Origin of the sequence: Hahella chejuensis KCTC 2396 (assembly GCF_000012985.1) — a bacterium.
Taxonomy (GTDB): domain Bacteria; phylum Pseudomonadota; class Gammaproteobacteria; order Pseudomonadales; family Oleiphilaceae; genus Hahella; species Hahella chejuensis.
This window is the reverse complement of the sequence record NC_007645.1, coordinates 5,759,665-5,776,818: the sequence shown is the minus strand read 5'-3', so window position 1 is coordinate 5,776,818 and position 17,154 is coordinate 5,759,665. Positions and strand designations below refer to the sequence as shown.

Here is a 17,154-nt window from a genome sequence, read left to right as displayed (position 1 = left end):
GACCTTTCATGCCTTGGATGCAAATCGTCGTGTGGATCGTCGCCACACTGGTTCAGTACGCGCTGGCGCCCAAACCGCCGCAACCGCCGGCGGCGGAGTTAAAGGACTTGGACGCGCCCACCGCCGACGAGGGGCGTCCCATTCCCGTGGTGTTTGGAACAGTGCTGGTGCGCAGCGCCAATGTGGTCTGGTACGGCGATCTGCGCACCACGCCCATCAAATCCAAAGGCGGTAAGAAATGAAATCATTGACTGTCACTCACGCCGATATGCGGGCGCTAGGCTATTGCAATCGCGGCGGCCGCGCCTGGTTCGCTCGCCATGGGTTGGACTGGTCCCGGTTTTTGGAAGTGGGATTGCCGGCGAAGACATTGCTGGCCACCGGCGACGTCATGGCCCAAGCGGTCGTGGCTCAGGCGCAAACACGCCAAGACGAGGAGCAGGATGGGCGGTAGCAGTAAGTCGGTCACCGTTGGGTATCGATACTACCTCGGGATGCACTTGGCGATCTGCCACGGCCCGGTGGACGCCCTCACCGAAATTCAGGTCGGCGATCGCCAAGCCTGGAAAGGCGACCTCAAAACTAGTGGGCGACTTCAGCTCAACGAGAAAGAGTTATTTGGCGGCGACAAACGTGAGGGCGGCGTCTATGGCTCCGTGGATGCGGCGTTTGGGGAAGAGACGCAACTACCCAACGACTACCTTAAAGCCGTCCAGGGAGATCCTCAGCCCGCCTATCGCGGATTGTTCAGCCTCATTCTGAGGCAGGTCTGCCTCGCCGCCAACAATCCCTATATCAAACCCTGGGCGGTGCGGGTGAAGCGTTGCTTTAGGGCCTGGTATCCCGACAAGGCGGAGATTCATGGCGCCGCGAATCCGGCCCATATCCTTTACGAGTGTCTGACCAACCCCGTATGGGGCATGGGCTATCCCGCCATCAGTTTGGATGACGGCGGTTTTCGGGCGGCGGCCGATGCGTTGTATCAGGAAGGCTTCGGATTAAGCCTGATCTGGTCGCAGCAAAGTAAAATCGAGCAGTTTGTGAAAGAGGTGCTGGATCATATTGGCGGCGTTCTGACGACCTCTCCCACCAACGGGCGCTTTGTGCTGAAGCTGGTGCGAGCCAACTATGCGCAGTCCGCCTTACCGGTTTTTGGTCCAAACACTGTGATCGAACTGGAGAGCTTTCAGCGAGCGGCCTGGGGAGAAACCACCAACGAGCTGGTGCTGATCTACACCCATCCCGAGAGTTTCAAGGAAACCAGTGTGACGGTGCAGGACCTGGCCAATATCCAGGCCCAGGGCGCAGTGGTATCCCAAACCCGGCGATACCCTGGCATTACATCGGATGTGCTGGCGTCCCGGGTGGCCATGCGCGACTTAACCGCCGTTTCCACACCTCTGGCGAAGGTCCGTCTCAAGGTAAACCGCAATGGATGGCGGCTGGCGCCGGGAGATGTGTTTATCCTCACCTGGCCGGCATTAGGCATTGAGTCACTGGTGTTACGCATCGCCGCCATCGATGGCGGAACCCTGACCCAGGGCGCGATTCATATAGAAGCGGTTGAAGACGTGTTTGGCTTACCTGCGGCCAGTTATACCTCCGCTCAGCCAACAGGATGGAGCGATCCTGTCCCAGCGCCATCAACCTCCCCATATCGACGCTTGGTGGAAGCCCCATACTGGGACCTTGTAAGGTCGTTAAAGCCTGCGGACCTGGAGTATCTGGAGCCGTCTGAGGGTTATCTGCAGACGTTGGCGGTGCGTCCCTCATCTGGGGCGCTCAATTATGAGCTGCACAGTAAGTCGCATACCGCGCCCCATTACCAACGGCGAGGTCAGGGGGAGTTCTGTCCTTCCGCGGTATTGGCCGATGAGATTGGCCCTCAGGTAAAAACGACAGTGATGGTCATAGAAGAGCGCGATCTCGACTTGGTGGAGATTGGCGGGTACGCCTATTTGAACGATGAAGTTGTGGCGGTGACTGCGATGGACCTGTCGCAGCGCAGTCTCACCCTGTTGCGTGGCGTGCTCGATACGGTACCCGTGGCGCATCCTGCAGGCAGTCGCCTTTGGTTTGCCGATGGGTTTCAGGGCGTGGACGCTACGGAATACGCCGCCGGCGAAAAGGTGGATGTGCGCTTGCTGACCGTGACAGGGAAGGGAACCTTGGCGTTGGACTCCGCGCCTGTCGAGTCCTTATCGATGAATCGGCGTCAGGACCGACCTTACCCGCCAGGCAATCTGAAAGTTAACGGCGCCGCCTATCCTGACGTCATCACTGGGGCCTTAACGGTCTCGTGGGCGCATCGTGATCGGCTCACGCAAACGGTGGAATTAACGTCTCAAAGCATGGGGAATATTGGGCCTGAGCCGGGTGTGACTTACGTCTTAAGTGTGTATAGCGAAACCAAACGCCGGATTCTCTCCGTTCCCTCTCTGCAGGAAACCTCTCTGACTTATTCAATAGAGCAGGAAATAACAGATACCGGACTGGGGCGTCCCAACGGGCGTCTATTCATCACTTTAGAAGCCATGAGGAATGGGCTCGCCAGTTGGCAAAAGCACAACATCAGTGTCGAGCGCGCGGGGTATGGCCTTAACTATGACCAATATTATGGAGGGCATTAATGTCTGCACGTACTGACCCCAATCTTGGATTGAACTACGGTTGGAGCACGGGGGAGTCGGGATGGGCCGCGGGGATGGACGCCAACCTTAAACGCCTTGGCGCGTTGGTGGGCCTATCCGTGAAGGGGCGACATACAAGCGCTCCACCTGCTACCGCCCAAGAGGGCGATCGTTATCTGATTCCCGTCAATGCGACCGGGGAATGGGAGAACAAGGCCGGACAGGTCGCCGTCCGTATTCAAAACGCCTGGGACTATTACACACCTCAAACGGGATGGCTGTGCTTTGTGGAAGAGGAAGCTAGGCTTTGCGCTTATACCGGAACGGATTGGAGCGCTGGCGTCTCGCTCTGACGCCGACAGCGTCCCATCCCATTTAAGAAAACGATCTAAACTTTCTTTGGAGTTCCCTAATGACGGAGACGAATCTCTCTGTGCCCGAAGATATCCTGCTGTTGCGGCGGGAAGAACTGGACGAACTACTCGATCATGCGGCGGAAAAAGGCGCCTTGCGCGTGCTATCTCATCTTGGCTTGGAGAACGGTCATGCCGCTCGCGACATCAGAGAACTACGAGACTTGCTTGAAGCTTGGCGCGATGCTCGACGCACTGCCTGGCGCACGCTGGTGAAAGCCATGACGACCGGGCTGTTAGCGGCATTTTTGGTCGGTGCGGCGATTAAGTTGAAACTGTTTCAGTCTTGATCGCGCAAGGAGCAAACGATGATTGAGGCAATGATGATCCGGGATGAAATTCACTCGGGGTGTATTCTCAGTACGCTGACAGTGAAAGGGGCGACGTTTCAGATCCTTGAGCGGCCCTGGTTAGATAACCGGCCGAAGGTGAGCTGCATTCCTGCTGGCGTTTATGAAGCAACGTTTCTGGAACGCTCCAGCAGCGGCAAGTACAAGAACGTTTACTGGCTGCAGGATGTGCCAGATAGAACCGGCATCCTGATTCACAATGGCAATATTGTCACTCACACACAGGGATGCCTTCTGATTGGCGATCGCCGTGGCTGGCTCTCTGGTAAACCCGCCGTCCTCAACTCCCGCTCAGCCCTCCATGTATTCACCGAACTTCTCAATAGAGAACCACTGCGGCTGACCATTCAAGGGGAACACTAATGCTGGAAGGACTGCTGGCGCTGTTTTCCTCGTCAGGGTTAGGCGCGTTGGTGGGCATGTTTGGCAGCTGGTTAACCAAACGAGAAGAACGCAAGGATCAGCAATTCCGGCTCACCTATGAGCTGAAAATGGCCACGCTTCGCAAACAGGAAGCGGAGCTTCAGTACGACCATGAACTGGCGCTGGCGGACAAACAAATTCTAAGAGCGGACACGGAAGGAAGGATAAACAGAGATATCGCGGAGACCGCGGCGTTCAAGGATGGGCTTAAAGAGCAGAGTCAAACGTATGGGATGTGGTTTGTGGACGCTATCCGGGGCCTGATGCGACCGCTGATTACTGTCTATCTGCTTATTCTGGCGACGTTTGTCACCCTGAATATTAGCCGCCATCTCGGTGGTGCTGGCGCGTTGAGCCCGGTCGAGTTAATGGTTCTGTACAAAGAGGCCATCGCGCAGCTGTTATTTCTGACAACGACGGCCGTTACCTGGTGGTTTGGGTCAAGGCCGAGTAGTTTGCGACAGCTAAAACGCCAATAAATTTGGAGGCAGAAACACAGTAGGTGATTATAGCTGAAACTGCGACGCAACCTAATGATGTACCTGCTGCACAACCAACAACTTGAGCAATTTTTGCGACAAACTTATTTTTTCTTGCAAAGCGGCCAAATTCTCTGCGCCCTTTGTTCGTAGACCAAGTCTCAGGATTAATTGCCACCCATGGTTAGCCGCTGCTCCTAAGAATCTTATATATCTATTCTGGAGCAAGTGTAGTATTACTTATCAAAAAGGTGCCTTCATACACATCTACTGTCGCACAGCAACCCGGCTTTTTTGAACAGGATTATGACCAATACTTTTTTACGACTCCACTCCAAGGGCTCTACCGCCCAACATCAGATGAGCGGAGCCTAAATCCGGCTTTCGACAAGAAATGTTGCGCTAACTGATAACCGATCGAAGCAACTATAGATGGAAATGTACCAGACTGACTCTGACGTTTTTTAGGTGTTAGTCAGATAAAAACCAATCTGCCACTTTTTAGTACATCTAATATTTAGGATATAAAGAATCATAGTCAACATCAAACTGGCATGATTCAAATTCATTATAGTCACATGGATCAAATTTTTTTGGCAATTTGGCTCTACTGCCTCCAACTCCTTTTTGAAGAACTTTTTCCGCAAGGTTTTTAAGTTCTTCCCACCATTTTGAACTCAATCCTTCTACTGAATGCAATTCCCAAGGGTCATGTTTAGAGTATCCAGCGTTAATAAAATCTGTTAGCGCGTGAATCTCGTCTTCTACTTCTGGTAAATCTACCCACCACCAACCACCTGATGTTGATACCAAAGACAGGAATGATATAAGAGGGTTGTATCTGCCATCTTCCAAGTAAGGGCTATCCTTACTTGGAATTCGACCAGGCAAAACACCTTCTATATCACTCTTTGTAGAACATATTATCGACAACATAATCCAGAAATCATCTAAACAGTCATCTTCTGGCCATTGTTTAGGCCTATCTTCAAGAATCATATGGTTTGTTGTCCCCACTTATATACATGGTAGTGAAATTGGTTGTTATCATTTAAAGGCGCAACTACTTCAGATTTTTTTGCATTTTTATGGCCTGGCCCAATATCAGTTCTGATTAATTGCATAGTACCTTTTTTGCCAACAGTTATCCCTACGCCATACAGAGTATCCCCAGTATTTTTGGGTCCTCCAAAAACCATTCTTAAAGGTATTCGTTTCTTTCCAAATCGTATCTTTTTACCGATTGGAAGAGGTGGGGTGTAACCAGTTTTATTCCCCATGCCAACAAAACTTGGAGCATATATTTCAATAGATGTTATATCTTTGCCTTTTAGCTTGGCATAACCACTACTCCAATCGGAAATCCCGGCAGCTATTGCCCTCGGACAATAAACCAAACAACTGTCGGCAGCATCTGCAAACGTCCATCCCCTAGCTCCTGGGTTTTGGGGTTTTCCTATATTTTCATTTGATCCTGATTGGCTTAATACATTTTGAAGTGCTCCAAGAATTTCGTAGCCTGTACCTAGAAACTCCGCAGCATTTTGTAATCTCAAGCCAAGCCTTACATAGCTGAGAGTTGCCCCTAACGTCGTTTGTAAATTTGAGTTCAAACCGACACCAATCTCCCCTAAAGTCATATGGCCACTAGGGTCAACGCTGTTTACAGGGTCTGAATGTGTATAAACATACTTATGAAGGGTCGCAGGCTCTCCCATACGTCCTTGGTAAGTATCTTGTTGGGTAAAACGGCCCACACCCTGGTCGTAATGCCTCGCCCTTAGGTAATACTGATCCAGCGATGCATCATACTGCTCTCCGGTATACAGGTAGCTGTTTGGGGTGTCTCCTTCGCTGTGCAGCAGGATGCCGAAAGCGTCGTAGTGGTAGCTGTCGGTTTGGACGCAGGTCTGGTTTGTTAAAGAGCGGACGGAGGCTTGGCCATCGTAGACATAGTAGCTGACGTCGCCGGCTCTTGCCTGGCTTAGCAGGTCGTCGCCGTACACATAGCTAACTTGTTTGGCGCCATTGACGACTTCTTGCAGCACCTGGGCGTAGTCGCGGTTCTGGTCGACGATAAAGTCGGTGGTTGCGCCGCTTGCCGCTTTCCGGGTGCGAATGCCGTCCGGGTTATAACCGAAGTTAGTGGTCTCGCCCGCTTTGGTTACTGCGAGGAGTTTGTTCTTCGCGCTGTAAGTGTAACGAGCGCTGACCAGACCGTCTTCGGTTTCCGTCAGCGTATTGCCGTTGGCGTCATACGCGTAGGTGACGCCGCCCTGTTGCGTCAGGCGATCATTGTCGTCATAGCTGTAGGCGGTGTGCACGCCGTCGATGATGCTGTAGATGCGGTTGCCGACCTTGTCGAAGCGGTATTCCGCGCTGTAGTCACCATTGACCGGATCGCTGATGACGTCATGCGTCAGGCGATACAGAGCGTCATAGGTATAGGCCGACACCCGGCCGTTGTGCAGCTCTTCGATTTGCTCCCGTCTCCCCGTGCTGTGCAGGGTGTAACGGTAGTCGGTGACGACATTGTCCGCCGCATCCGTCGTGGTTTGACGCGTCAGTCGGTTCAAGGCGTCATAGACATAGACGGTGGTTTGGCCGTTGGCTTGCGTCACGCTCTCACGGTTGCCCACCGCATCGTACGCGTACAGGGTTTCTCCGCCCTGAGGATCGATCACTTTGCTCAGACGGTTTAACGCATCGTACAGGTAAGTCGTCGTTTCCGCTTTCCCCTGGTGGGTGAGAGTGGCGGAGGTTTTATTGCCCGCCTTGTCATAGCTGTAGCTGAGCACCGCGCCAGTCGGCTGAGTCTCTTCCACCAATCGGTTCAATGCGTCGTATTGATAACTCGTCGTTCCCAGAGAATTCGTCGCAGTGAGACGAGCGCCAATGGTGTTATAGGTAAAGGTTTCGACCTCACCATCTGCGTAGTTGATGCGACTCACCTGATCATTCACATCGTAGGTATAGACGGTCGTCTGACCATTAAAGTCGGTATGGCTGAGCAACCTGCCAGCGTCGTCATAGCTAAAGGATTCCACCTGTCCCATCGGCAGCGTCCGCGTCAGCACACGGCCCATGGCGTCATAGGTCCAGCGGGTCGTGCGGCCTTCCGCATCGGTCTGCGTCAGCTTATTGCCGGCCTGATCATAGGTGAAGGAAGTGACGTTATTCAGCGCGTCCGTCACCGTAATCAAACGGCCCAGCTTGTCATAACCGTACTGGGTCACTCGACCAGCTTGATCGATGCTACTCAGGCGACGACCAAGAGCGTCAAAGGTTTCCTGCAGGCTTGAGCCGTCATGGAACAGGGTTTTAACCCGTTGATCCAGGATGTTGTACTCATACGTCGTCGTGTGACCGTTCGCATCCGTTTCACTGATCAGGTTGCCGTCCGCGTCGTAGACGAAGCTATGGCGCTGATTCAGTGCGTTGATCACGGCGGTGCGACGACCTGCCGCGTCATATTCGTAGTGAGTGACGTTACCTTTGGCGTCCGTCTCGGACTCAACCTGTCCGGCGGCGTCATAGGTCACGCTGGAGAATGAGCCGTCCGCCAGCTCAGTACGAACAACGCGATTCAGTTTGTCGTAGGTAAAAACAGTGACCCGCCCCAGACGATCGGTTTCCGTCAGGACATTGCCTTCCACGTCGTAGGTTTTGCTCTCCGAGGTTCCATCTGGATAAGTCGTCGCCAACAGACGGCCATAGACGTCATACTCGTAATCCGTGCGACGTCCCTGCGCATCAATGGTGGCGATTTGATTGCCCGCAAGATCATACTCGGTTTGCGTGGTAGAGCCGTCAGCATACTGGGTCTCGATAACCCGGTTGCGCGCGTCGTAGACGTAACGTGTGGTTTCATCGACCTTGACGCCATCCACCGTACGCTTGCGGGTTTCCGACAGGACATTGCCGTTGTCGTCATAGGTGTAAATGATGCGCTGCTCCAGCGCATCAACCTCGGTTAACTTATTGCCGTCTTTGTCATAGGTGTACTGGGTTTCATTCCCCAGGGCATCTTTGCTCTTCTCCACCAGGCCGTCACGGTTGATGGTATTTTCAGCGACATTCCCCAGCGGGTCCGTGACCGACAACATGTTGCCGATAGAGTCGTAGACGTTAGTAAAAGCGTCCCCGCTCGCGTCGGTAATCGTGAGTTCCTGGCCGCGGGTGTTGTAGGTGAACGAAGCCGTATTGCCCAGTTCGTCCGTTTGCGTCAGTTGGTTATTGCGCTCATCAAATGTCGCGGAACTGACATAACCGAGCGGGTTTGTCTCACTTAACTGGTTGCCGTGATCGTCATAAGCGTAGGACCAGGTATGGCCTTCCGCGTCGACCTTGGAGGTGACATTGCCGTGATCATCGTAATACAGGAAGGTCGTATTGCCGTTACGATCCGTCACGACGGACTGACGTCCTTCGATATCATGGTCAAACTCAGTACGGTTGCCTTCGGAGTCTTCCTGCGCCATCAGACGACCTGCATCGTCATAGATGTTTTTGACTATCGTACGGCCCAGCGGATCAATGATATCCAGCAAACCGTGAGAGCGGTTGTAGGTATAGCTGGTCTGCGCCGCCATGGGGTCGGTGCTGACTTCCAGGTCACCGTTAAAGTCATAGGTATAAGTCAGCTCATTTCCATTGGGGTCGGTCATGCTGACAATGCGACCTTGACTGTCACGGGTAAAACGCACCGCCTTACCGCTGGAGTGGAAGATCCCATCGTTGGTGTACGTCAGGGTGTGGCCATTGGGATCGACCACTTTTTCTATGCCGACGCCTTGCTTCAGGTAATATTTGTAGCCGGCCTGAGTGGTTAGCAGGTAGCGGCTGGGGTCCAGCGCGCGGGAAAATGTGTCATTATCAACCAGCTTGCCATTCACATAGCGGCCAGACGCATCATCCAACGCTTCCAACGTGGACGCCGTATCGCCAACCGGCTTAAACGCCAGCTCAACATCCTCCATTGCCGTATAAGTATTACAACGAGGAGAAGCGGAGACTTCAAAGCGCTCGACATCGCCGTCCGGCAGCGTCACCGTCACCGTCGGCGCGCCCAGCGGCTCAACGCAGAAGTCGAGAATCAGACTGAATGGACCACGCTTGTATTGATTTAACGCCCAGAGGCCGCCCAGGGTGCGTGATTCCTCGATCTTCACATCCTGATAGCCCAAACTCCAGCCATAACCAAAGTCCAGCGCCTCAGAGCGACGACGGCTGTCGTAGGTGCGCGTCACCCGAACAGGCATGCCCGCCACAGGAATATTCAGGTCTTCCAGGGTGATAGAGAAGTTGCCGACCTTCAGGTCGCCCTCTACAGCGATCACTGTATTGGCCGTCGCGCTCAAGCCGTTTACGTCTTCAGCGTACAACACAACATCGTACTGACCGTTAAGCAGCAACGAGGGATCAAAGGTGGCGATTTTGGCCTCGCTTACATTTTCACCGCCTTGAGCAATCACTTGCCAGGCCTGTTGTCCTCGTGGCGAAAGCATCACTTTATAAAGCGCCAGATTCGCATCCTGCACTGAGCCAATCACATCCGTCGGCGCAGTGATGGTCGCATCCAGAGTAGGCGCGCTTAAACTCACCAGGGGCGCGTTCTCGTCAGCGGCGTCGCGGACCGCGTAGCGCGCGGTTTCAATCACCGTATCCACACCATCCGTCACGCCAACTTCGATGGTATGTACGCCAATGGTCTCTGCGTTAACGATCACTTGACCGAAATCGCCCATTGCCGTCTCCACCCCATCCAGCCACAAGGCGATAGTTGGTGCGCTTTGACCGCCATCCACAAACACGTTGATGGAAAGAGTATCGCCAGGATTAACGAATTCGGGGGAGACAACGACCGTCGCCGTCAGGGGCTTAACTTTCTGAGTGACGTTAATGCTATAGCTCTGCAGTGAACGTCCGGCGCCATCTTCCGCATAGACAACCACGTCCTGGATGCCAACCTGATCAGCCCCCGGCGTCCAGCGCAGCGCGCCGTCGGCGGCGACAGACATGCCGACAGGCCCAGACATCAGGCCATATGACAGCACATCGCCATCCGCGTCCGTCGCTTGTATCTGATAGCTGTACTCCCGGTCAACCGACGCCTGATCGAAGGGACGACTGACGATAACGGGATACGCATTCGCATCATTCGCCGCAACCGCCTGCAACGTAAAGCGCTGCACAGCACGCGCCCGGCTATCGCTAACGATCACCGTGATCTGGTATTGGCCTTGCTGCTCTGCTGACGCCATCCAGCGAATGGCTCCCAGGTCATTAATCGCCATGCCGTCTGGCGCATTTTCCAACTGATAAGTCAGCGTATCGCCATCCGCATCGCGAGCGGTTACCTGGTAAATATATTCCACGCCAATGCGAGCGGGAGAATTGGGAATGCTATCAATGACCGGCGCAGTATTCGGCGCCAAGGGGTCGTTCACAACCACCCCAAACGTCTGCACAAAGGCCGCTCCTCGGGCGTCTTCGGCGCGTAGAATGACCTCATGCGCCTGACCGGCCTGCGCCAGAGAGGGCGTCCAAGTAATCACGCCATCAGCCAGAGTCATGCCATTAGGCGACTGACTCAAGCTCAGAGAAACCGCATCGCCATCTTGGTCCACCACTCTAATAACATAGACATAACTATCGTTCGCCGCCGCGCTCAAAGGGGGCGCACTGGTAATCGCAGGCGCGTGATTCGCCCCTTGGTTGACGGGCAAGTTCAGGCTCTGCGTTGCGTAACCGCCCTTACGATCATGCACTTCAATCTCGGCTCGCGCGGTCTTACCGGCCCACTCCGCAGAAGGACGCCACGTGAATAGCCCTGTGTCGGAGATAGTCATGCCCTCTTCGGAAGCTAACAGGCGATAATCGAACTCGGTATCTGAGTCTGCATCATCGACAACAACCTGATATTCATATTGCTGGCCAACATATACAGAGCCGTTCGGCGAGGACACAATGCGAGGCGCGTGGTTGAGTAGATAGCCCCAGTTAACATCAATTACAAAATACTGCTTACGCACCGCGCCCTTTGCATCGATCGCGCTGATTTCCGCTGACTTTACGCCAATGTGCCGTTCTTCGGGCGTCCATTGCACCAAACCAGTATGACTATCGATGGTCATGCCGTCCTGTTTCCGGCTTAAAACGTAAATCACCTCATCGCCTTCTGGATCAACCGCCTGAGCTTGATACTCGTATTTGAAACCATGTTTGGCGGATGTGACTGGTGTAGAGGTAAACTCGGGCGCCAGGTTATCGGGACTGGAGACAACCAGGGAGACAACCTGTTCAGCCTTTGCGCCGGATAAGTCGGTCGCACGCACGCGGAAGGAGTAGCTGCCTTCTATTGGATTCTTAACTTTCAGCAAGCCTGAATAGCGCCCAATCGACACATTACCTGGCGGATCAATCAATTCAAAGGTATGGCTATCGCCGCTGTCCACGTCCTGGACACTGACTTGCATATCCGTATAGACCCCAGCGGTCGCCTCAATAATGGTGGCGCTGACAATCGCAGGAGCAGAGTTCTCTTTCTGCAGAGACAGGGCGTAGACCTGGGAGTCGGACAAGCCGGCTTCATCCGACACAGACGCCCGAATAATCGCCGCGTACACTCGATTATTGTTAGTCAAACACTCAGGAAAGCTTCCGTCCGTAATGACTTCCGCCAACAAATCGCCGGTTAATCCGTCTATGTTCGCTGGGAAGTTCAGGTTCAGCGCCTCGCTGGCGCTTAATTTTGTAATAGACTGCGAACCAAGCAGCTCTTTGTCGCCGCCAGGCGCAAGGTGGTACAGGTTAACATTGAAAGCGGTATTTACGGGTTTGCGGCCACGGTTTTTGACCGTCACAGAGATAGCGCCGCCATCCAGTCGCAATCCGTATACCGTCAAATCCGCCTGGCCTACGCCGGGCTGATCTGGAAATACATTGGCCCTGAAGCTGTTATGATCCAACCAGCTTTTTGTGGGATGCACAGGAACGCTTAGATCATTATTGATGTTATTAACGTTGTACGCATGCTGGTTCCAGATGCTGCGCGTCCCCACCCATGAATCCGTGGCGTCTTCAATGACATGCAACCCTTTGTTGGTCACATCAAAGAAGCTATTGCTGACGGCAATAATTTCCGCATGGTCATCGTGATCAATATCCGCAATAACAGGATATTCGTGTGCGGTCACACTGACATTTTCAATTTCGTAAATGACATCGCCACTGACGCCGTCATAGACGCGCAAGTAATACTCATCCCCGTACACAATCTCCATGCGTCCGTCATCATTGAAGTCAAAAGCGGAAGACGCGGTTACGCCAGAGGACTGGTCCCGGGTAGGCTGGCTCCAGACAACGTCGCCATTGGCGTTGTAGACCCCATAGCGGGTTTTGCCGGCGACGCCGATTTCAGGCACGCCGTCGCCGTCCAAATCCGCCACCACAGGCGGGCCGCCGCGTCCGCCGCCCTCAATTTTCTTATCTTTCCAGATGACACTGCCATCATGGTTATACAGAGAGAGATAGCCGTCATAAACGTTGACGATTTCAGGGAAGTCATCGCTATCGAAGTTTCCTAACGCGGATGTACCCTCACCGTTGGTGATAATACGTCTGCCAGTGTGGTCATAGATGGTAGGGCCGGCGATCAACTCCATATCGCCATCCAGGTCGATATCCGCCGCATAGGTAAGCGGACCGCTGGCGTTCTCGCCCTGCGGGTTAGCGCCAAAGGGCGCTTTACCCAGCCATTTGAGATTGCCTTGGTTATCGTACAACGCACGCCCCAGGATAATATCCGGCGAACCGTCCTGGTCGAGATCCGCGATAGAAGGTCCGCCCCACTGAGCTTGCTCCAGTGTATTCGCCTGCCATTCCAGCTCGCCTTCATGAGAGACGACACTCAGCTTTTCCGTGATGTCTATGATGACAATTTCCGTCGTCCCATCGCCATCCAAATCCGCCGCAGCCATTGACCTTAGCGGATAGGGTCGGACGGACTCGGACGTCCAGATATGCGTCCCGTCTTTGGCCCAGATGGCGCGCAGGAATCCCGCGTTTTGGTAACCAGATTTCCTGAAAGACTGGAAAATAATGGCGATGTCGTCTTTATCATTCAGCTTGCCATCGCCATTTGTGTCATAGAGTGGTACAGCAAGTGGGGTATGCATGACCTGGTTATATTCGTCATGGGGTATGGACTCGCCGTCCAGTGGCCAGGACCACTTGATAACCGGATCAAGCGTTCGCAAGTCTTGTGGGTCTGCTGCGCAGTAACCATTATCATCCGCGCGGTTATCCACGTAGCGCTCATCGCCGAGCCAGGTAATAAGACCAGACTTGGGCTGAATGCTCATTCCAGCAGGCTGATTGACTAAGGCGTAGGTAAGTTTGTCGCCTTCATTAGGGTCTGTCGCCTCTACATCATAGCCGTACTGCAGTGTCGTACTGGCGGTTAATACCGGCGCACTCACAATCTGCGGCGGCAAGTTCTCCGCGATGGACAAGGTCAGCGTCTGTTGGGTTGTAGCGCCGCGCAGGTCTTCTACTTGCACGACGATCTGATAATCGCCAGCAGCCAGGTCGCCAATGTTTGCGATCAAACGGCCGGTGCGAGGATCAATGCTCAGGCCATCAGGGCCGGACACCAGTGTAAAGTGGTGAGCGTCACCGATGTCTGCATCGGTGGTTTTAACTTGGAAGTTGAGCGTCTGACCTGCCTGATGTTTCAGTTCCGCATCACTGGTGATGACAGGGTCGGCATTGCGGTCTTCCACATTGATTGCGAACAGGCGCGTGTCTGAAAGGTCGCTGGCATCGGATACGCGTAACGAAACCAGAGCCGCACGGGCCTGGTTATTGCGAATGTCGCACTCTTCCACCACTTGGCTGACCGCCATGGTCACATAAATATCGTCAGTCAGCAGATAATCGTAAACACCCAGACTGAGACGAGCGGTTTCTCCGCTGGCCAGATGGGTCAGACGCTGCGTTCCCAGTAAACCGCCGTTCTCCGGCGCGCCTACATAAAAAGACACATCCACCGGCGCGCTGACGTCCGCCAGGCCACGATTCGATAGCGCTACGCTAACTTGATACACATGGTCCGCCCCAGCTTCCAGCGCGATGGAGCCCAGGCGAAGATCGGGATGATTAACTTGGGCGCCAGTGGTTGAACCACTGCTGTCCGTACTCACGTCGCCAATATGGGTGACGTAGCACTGGCTGTTCAGCTCTTTAACGGATTGCACGTAATCTTGCGGCGGCGTCCAGCTGATCTGGCCGCTGACGGTATCGATGGTCATGCCTTGCGGGGCTTGATCCAGGTGAAACGCCAAGGCGTCGCCATCTGGATCAGTAGCGTTCGCTGTATAAGCGTAAACTAAACCTTCCGGCGTAACAGTGAGCGGCTCGCCAGTCAGCACTGGGGCGTCACTCACCGGACGTACTGTCAGCGTCACTGTCGCGACGGTGGAGTCAGCCAAGCCATCGTTGACGCGGTAGGTGAAGGAATCAACACCATTGAAATTGGCGCTTGGCGTATAGCGCAGCGTAGGCGTTTCGCCGCTCAGCGTTCCGTGGGCCGGACCTTCAAGTACGGAGAAAGTCAGGCTGTCGCTGTCTATGTCAGCGCCTTGCAAGATCACATCGATAAAGGCGTCTTCATCCAGCGTCAGTTCGAGTGATTGAGCGATAGGAAGATCGTTTACAGGTGTAACGGTGATGGAAATTGTAGCCTGTTCAGACTGGCCCTGGCCGTCGCTGACGGTAAAGATAAAGGCGTCGTCGCCGTGGAAGTTGGCTTTAGGCGTATAAGTCAGTGTCGGCGCATCGCCCGTTAGAACGCCATTAACAGGTTGGCTCACCAAGGTGAAAGTCAGTGCGTCCGCATCGTTGTCCTGCGCAGTCAGCACAATCGCCAGGGTCTGGTCTTCTGCAACCGTCAGCGCCTGATCGTTGGCGGAAGGCGCATCATTCACTGGAACGACTGCAATGCTGACAGTGGCTTCATTGGATTCAACGTCGCCGTCGACCAATTTGAATCGCAAACTGTCCTGACCGTGAAAATCAGCATTCGGGGTATAGGTAATCGCGTCACCCTGTTGTGCGATAGTCCCGTGTTGCGGGGCCTGAGTGATAACAAACTCCGCTTCGCCGGAGATGTCTCCCGTCGCCTTCAGCGTAAAATCGATCGACTGATCTTCTTTCGTGCTGACGTCCTGGTCCTGAGCAACGGGTGGCTCAACGGTCGCTTCACCGCAGTTTTCCTCGCCCAGATACTTGAACGTGAGATAGCCCTTACCGTTGAGCTTGTATCCCGTGATCGCGATTTTGGCGAACGTCGCCGCCTGATAAATCCGGTTAGCGCCGCCGCCCTGCAGATCGCCCCAAACCGGTACGATAATCTCTTTATTCAATAGTCCGTCCATGGCGGTACGTACGGCCTTGCTGTTCTTCACGCCAGGCACGGCGCTGATCCAGTCCATGCGGTTCAGGACGCGGTCCTGCCCATCCAGCGGATTGATATAGGTATCGGCATTAGCGGAGGTGAGAGAGCTCACCAGATCGCTCTGCTTGACGCTGCCTGCCCAGGACAGCCAGATGAAGTTCCCTTGATCCATACCAGGATACAGGATCACGGTTTCTCCAACTCTGGAGGGCAGCGAGCCATAATCAAACGTGATGGGATAAAGCTGGCATTGCTCCGGCTTGGAGGGAGTGGACTCAGGCAGGCGCCCCGTAAAAGGAAACCAGTTGATCTGCATCTCCCCATACCAGGCCTTGGCGAACAGATGGCCGCGAAGTACGCCCTGGGGTTCAATCACAACCGCCTGCGGCGCCAATACAGAGCCTTCCACACCAATAGACTGAAGCTCTAGTACCTGCGCTTCAAAGAAATTGAAAACGACTTTGTCCGCCACATTGGCTAGAGACTGCAGGCTCATTCCGGACATACCGGTTTGTTGGCCATCAATATTCAAGATATAAGTCGCGTCGGCTGGCGCGCAGGAAAGATCCACTTCAAAGGTATGCGCGGGAAAAACCAGATCCCCGGAAAGCTGGAAGACTTGCAGATTACTGTCGCACGCCGCCGTCAGATAAAGCCCGCCCCACTTGGACTCCACCTTGCCATTGGCTTTCAACTTGGATAGATCTTGCGACAGTTGCTCTAAATAGGCCTGCACACTTGGAAAGTCGACGGAGGGCGTCGCTCCGCCCTTGATCTTGGCGCCTTGGGCCATGCCATGTCGTACAGCATCGCCAATGTTTGTGACAGAGCCGCCGGCAATCACGTTGCCATAGTAAACACGCCCACTGGGAAACTTGATATCGCCCCCGGCGATTAATACGTCGCCCGCCTCAGACGCATTCAGCTTATCGCCTACGCTGTAGTTATTCAGGGAGATGTCGCCGCCAGCAGCGAGACGACCTTCCACATCGGAAGACAACGCCAGGAACTCATCGAACACCAAAGCGTTAAAGCGCTGTGCGGGTCCAAAATCTTTGGCGGAAACCTGAAAGCTGAACAGACCGAGAATGACGGTCGAGAGAAAGGAGGCGACATACTTAGTCATTTAACTATCCTGATTACATCCTGATCGTGGGGCGGTTCGCAACGCCCTGACTAGGGGGCAAACCGAGCGACGGCGCGATTATACGGATTGGAAGCGACAGGAATAGTCTTTAAGTAAACTTTTTGTAATTTTTTACATTTTTTAACCCAAAAGGGAGATATCCGCACGAACAAACACGACACTTAAGGATTAGGCTTTTCGTTGGCCGGGGAGGGCTCTATCACAATTTTCAGCTCAGTGAACTTGACTGCAAGAGTATTTGAAAGGCCCCGAAG

The 17,154-nt window shown here is 53.9% G+C and carries 9 protein-coding genes; 7 read left to right on the top strand and 2 right to left on the bottom strand.

Annotated features, from left to right (window positions below; all coding sequences use genetic code 11):
- The first annotated feature begins 8 nt into the window (after positions 1-8).
- From HCH_RS25350 to HCH_RS34885, 7 genes are read left to right on the top strand one after another with little or no spacing between them, the layout of a single operon-like run.
- Positions 9-242, top strand: coding sequence for a hypothetical protein (locus tag HCH_RS25350; RefSeq protein WP_011399368.1), 234 nt, complete (start codon positions 9-11; stop codon positions 240-242).
- Entirely contained in the window at positions 239-454 is a 216-nt protein-coding gene (locus HCH_RS25345; protein WP_011399367.1) for a hypothetical protein, read from the top strand. Before HCH_RS25350 ends, HCH_RS25345 begins: the two co-directional genes overlap by 4 nt.
- On the top strand, positions 444-2,630 hold the full coding sequence (locus HCH_RS25340) for a phage tail protein (RefSeq protein ID WP_011399366.1): 2,187 nt from the start codon (positions 444-446) through the stop codon (positions 2,628-2,630). Before HCH_RS25345 ends, HCH_RS25340 begins: the two co-directional genes overlap by 11 nt.
- A complete protein-coding gene (locus HCH_RS25335) occupies positions 2,630-2,983 on the top strand; it encodes a DUF2793 domain-containing protein (RefSeq protein ID WP_011399365.1) in 354 nt (117 codons plus the stop codon). The genes HCH_RS25340 and HCH_RS25335 overlap by 1 nt, the downstream gene beginning before the upstream one ends.
- A 59-nt stretch (positions 2,984-3,042) precedes the next feature.
- Entirely contained in the window at positions 3,043-3,333 is a 291-nt protein-coding gene (locus tag HCH_RS25330) for a DUF6127 family protein (protein ID WP_011399364.1), read from the top strand.
- An 18-nt stretch (positions 3,334-3,351) separates the two neighbouring features.
- The gene (locus tag HCH_RS25325; protein WP_049781088.1) at positions 3,352-3,756 is read left to right on the top strand and encodes a DUF5675 family protein; all 405 of its coding nucleotides are present in this window, start codon (positions 3,352-3,354) and stop codon (positions 3,754-3,756) included.
- Positions 3,756-4,295 carry a hypothetical protein gene (locus HCH_RS34885; protein WP_011399361.1) on the top strand — a complete coding sequence of 180 codons (540 nt, stop codon included), beginning with the start codon at positions 3,756-3,758 and terminating at the stop codon, positions 4,293-4,295. Before HCH_RS25325 ends, HCH_RS34885 begins: the two co-directional genes overlap by 1 nt.
- A 510-nt stretch (positions 4,296-4,805) precedes the next feature.
- Here HCH_RS34885 and HCH_RS33990 read toward each other — a convergent pair.
- Positions 4,806-5,294, bottom strand: coding sequence for a hypothetical protein (locus tag HCH_RS33990; RefSeq protein WP_148212663.1), 489 nt, complete (start codon positions 5,292-5,294; stop codon positions 4,806-4,808).
- On the bottom strand, positions 5,291-16,879 hold the full coding sequence (locus HCH_RS25310; RefSeq protein ID WP_011399360.1) for an Ig-like domain-containing protein: 11,589 nt from the start codon (positions 16,877-16,879) through the stop codon (positions 5,291-5,293). Before HCH_RS25310 ends, HCH_RS33990 begins: the two co-directional genes overlap by 4 nt.
- Positions 16,880-17,154: the final 275 nt, after the last annotated feature.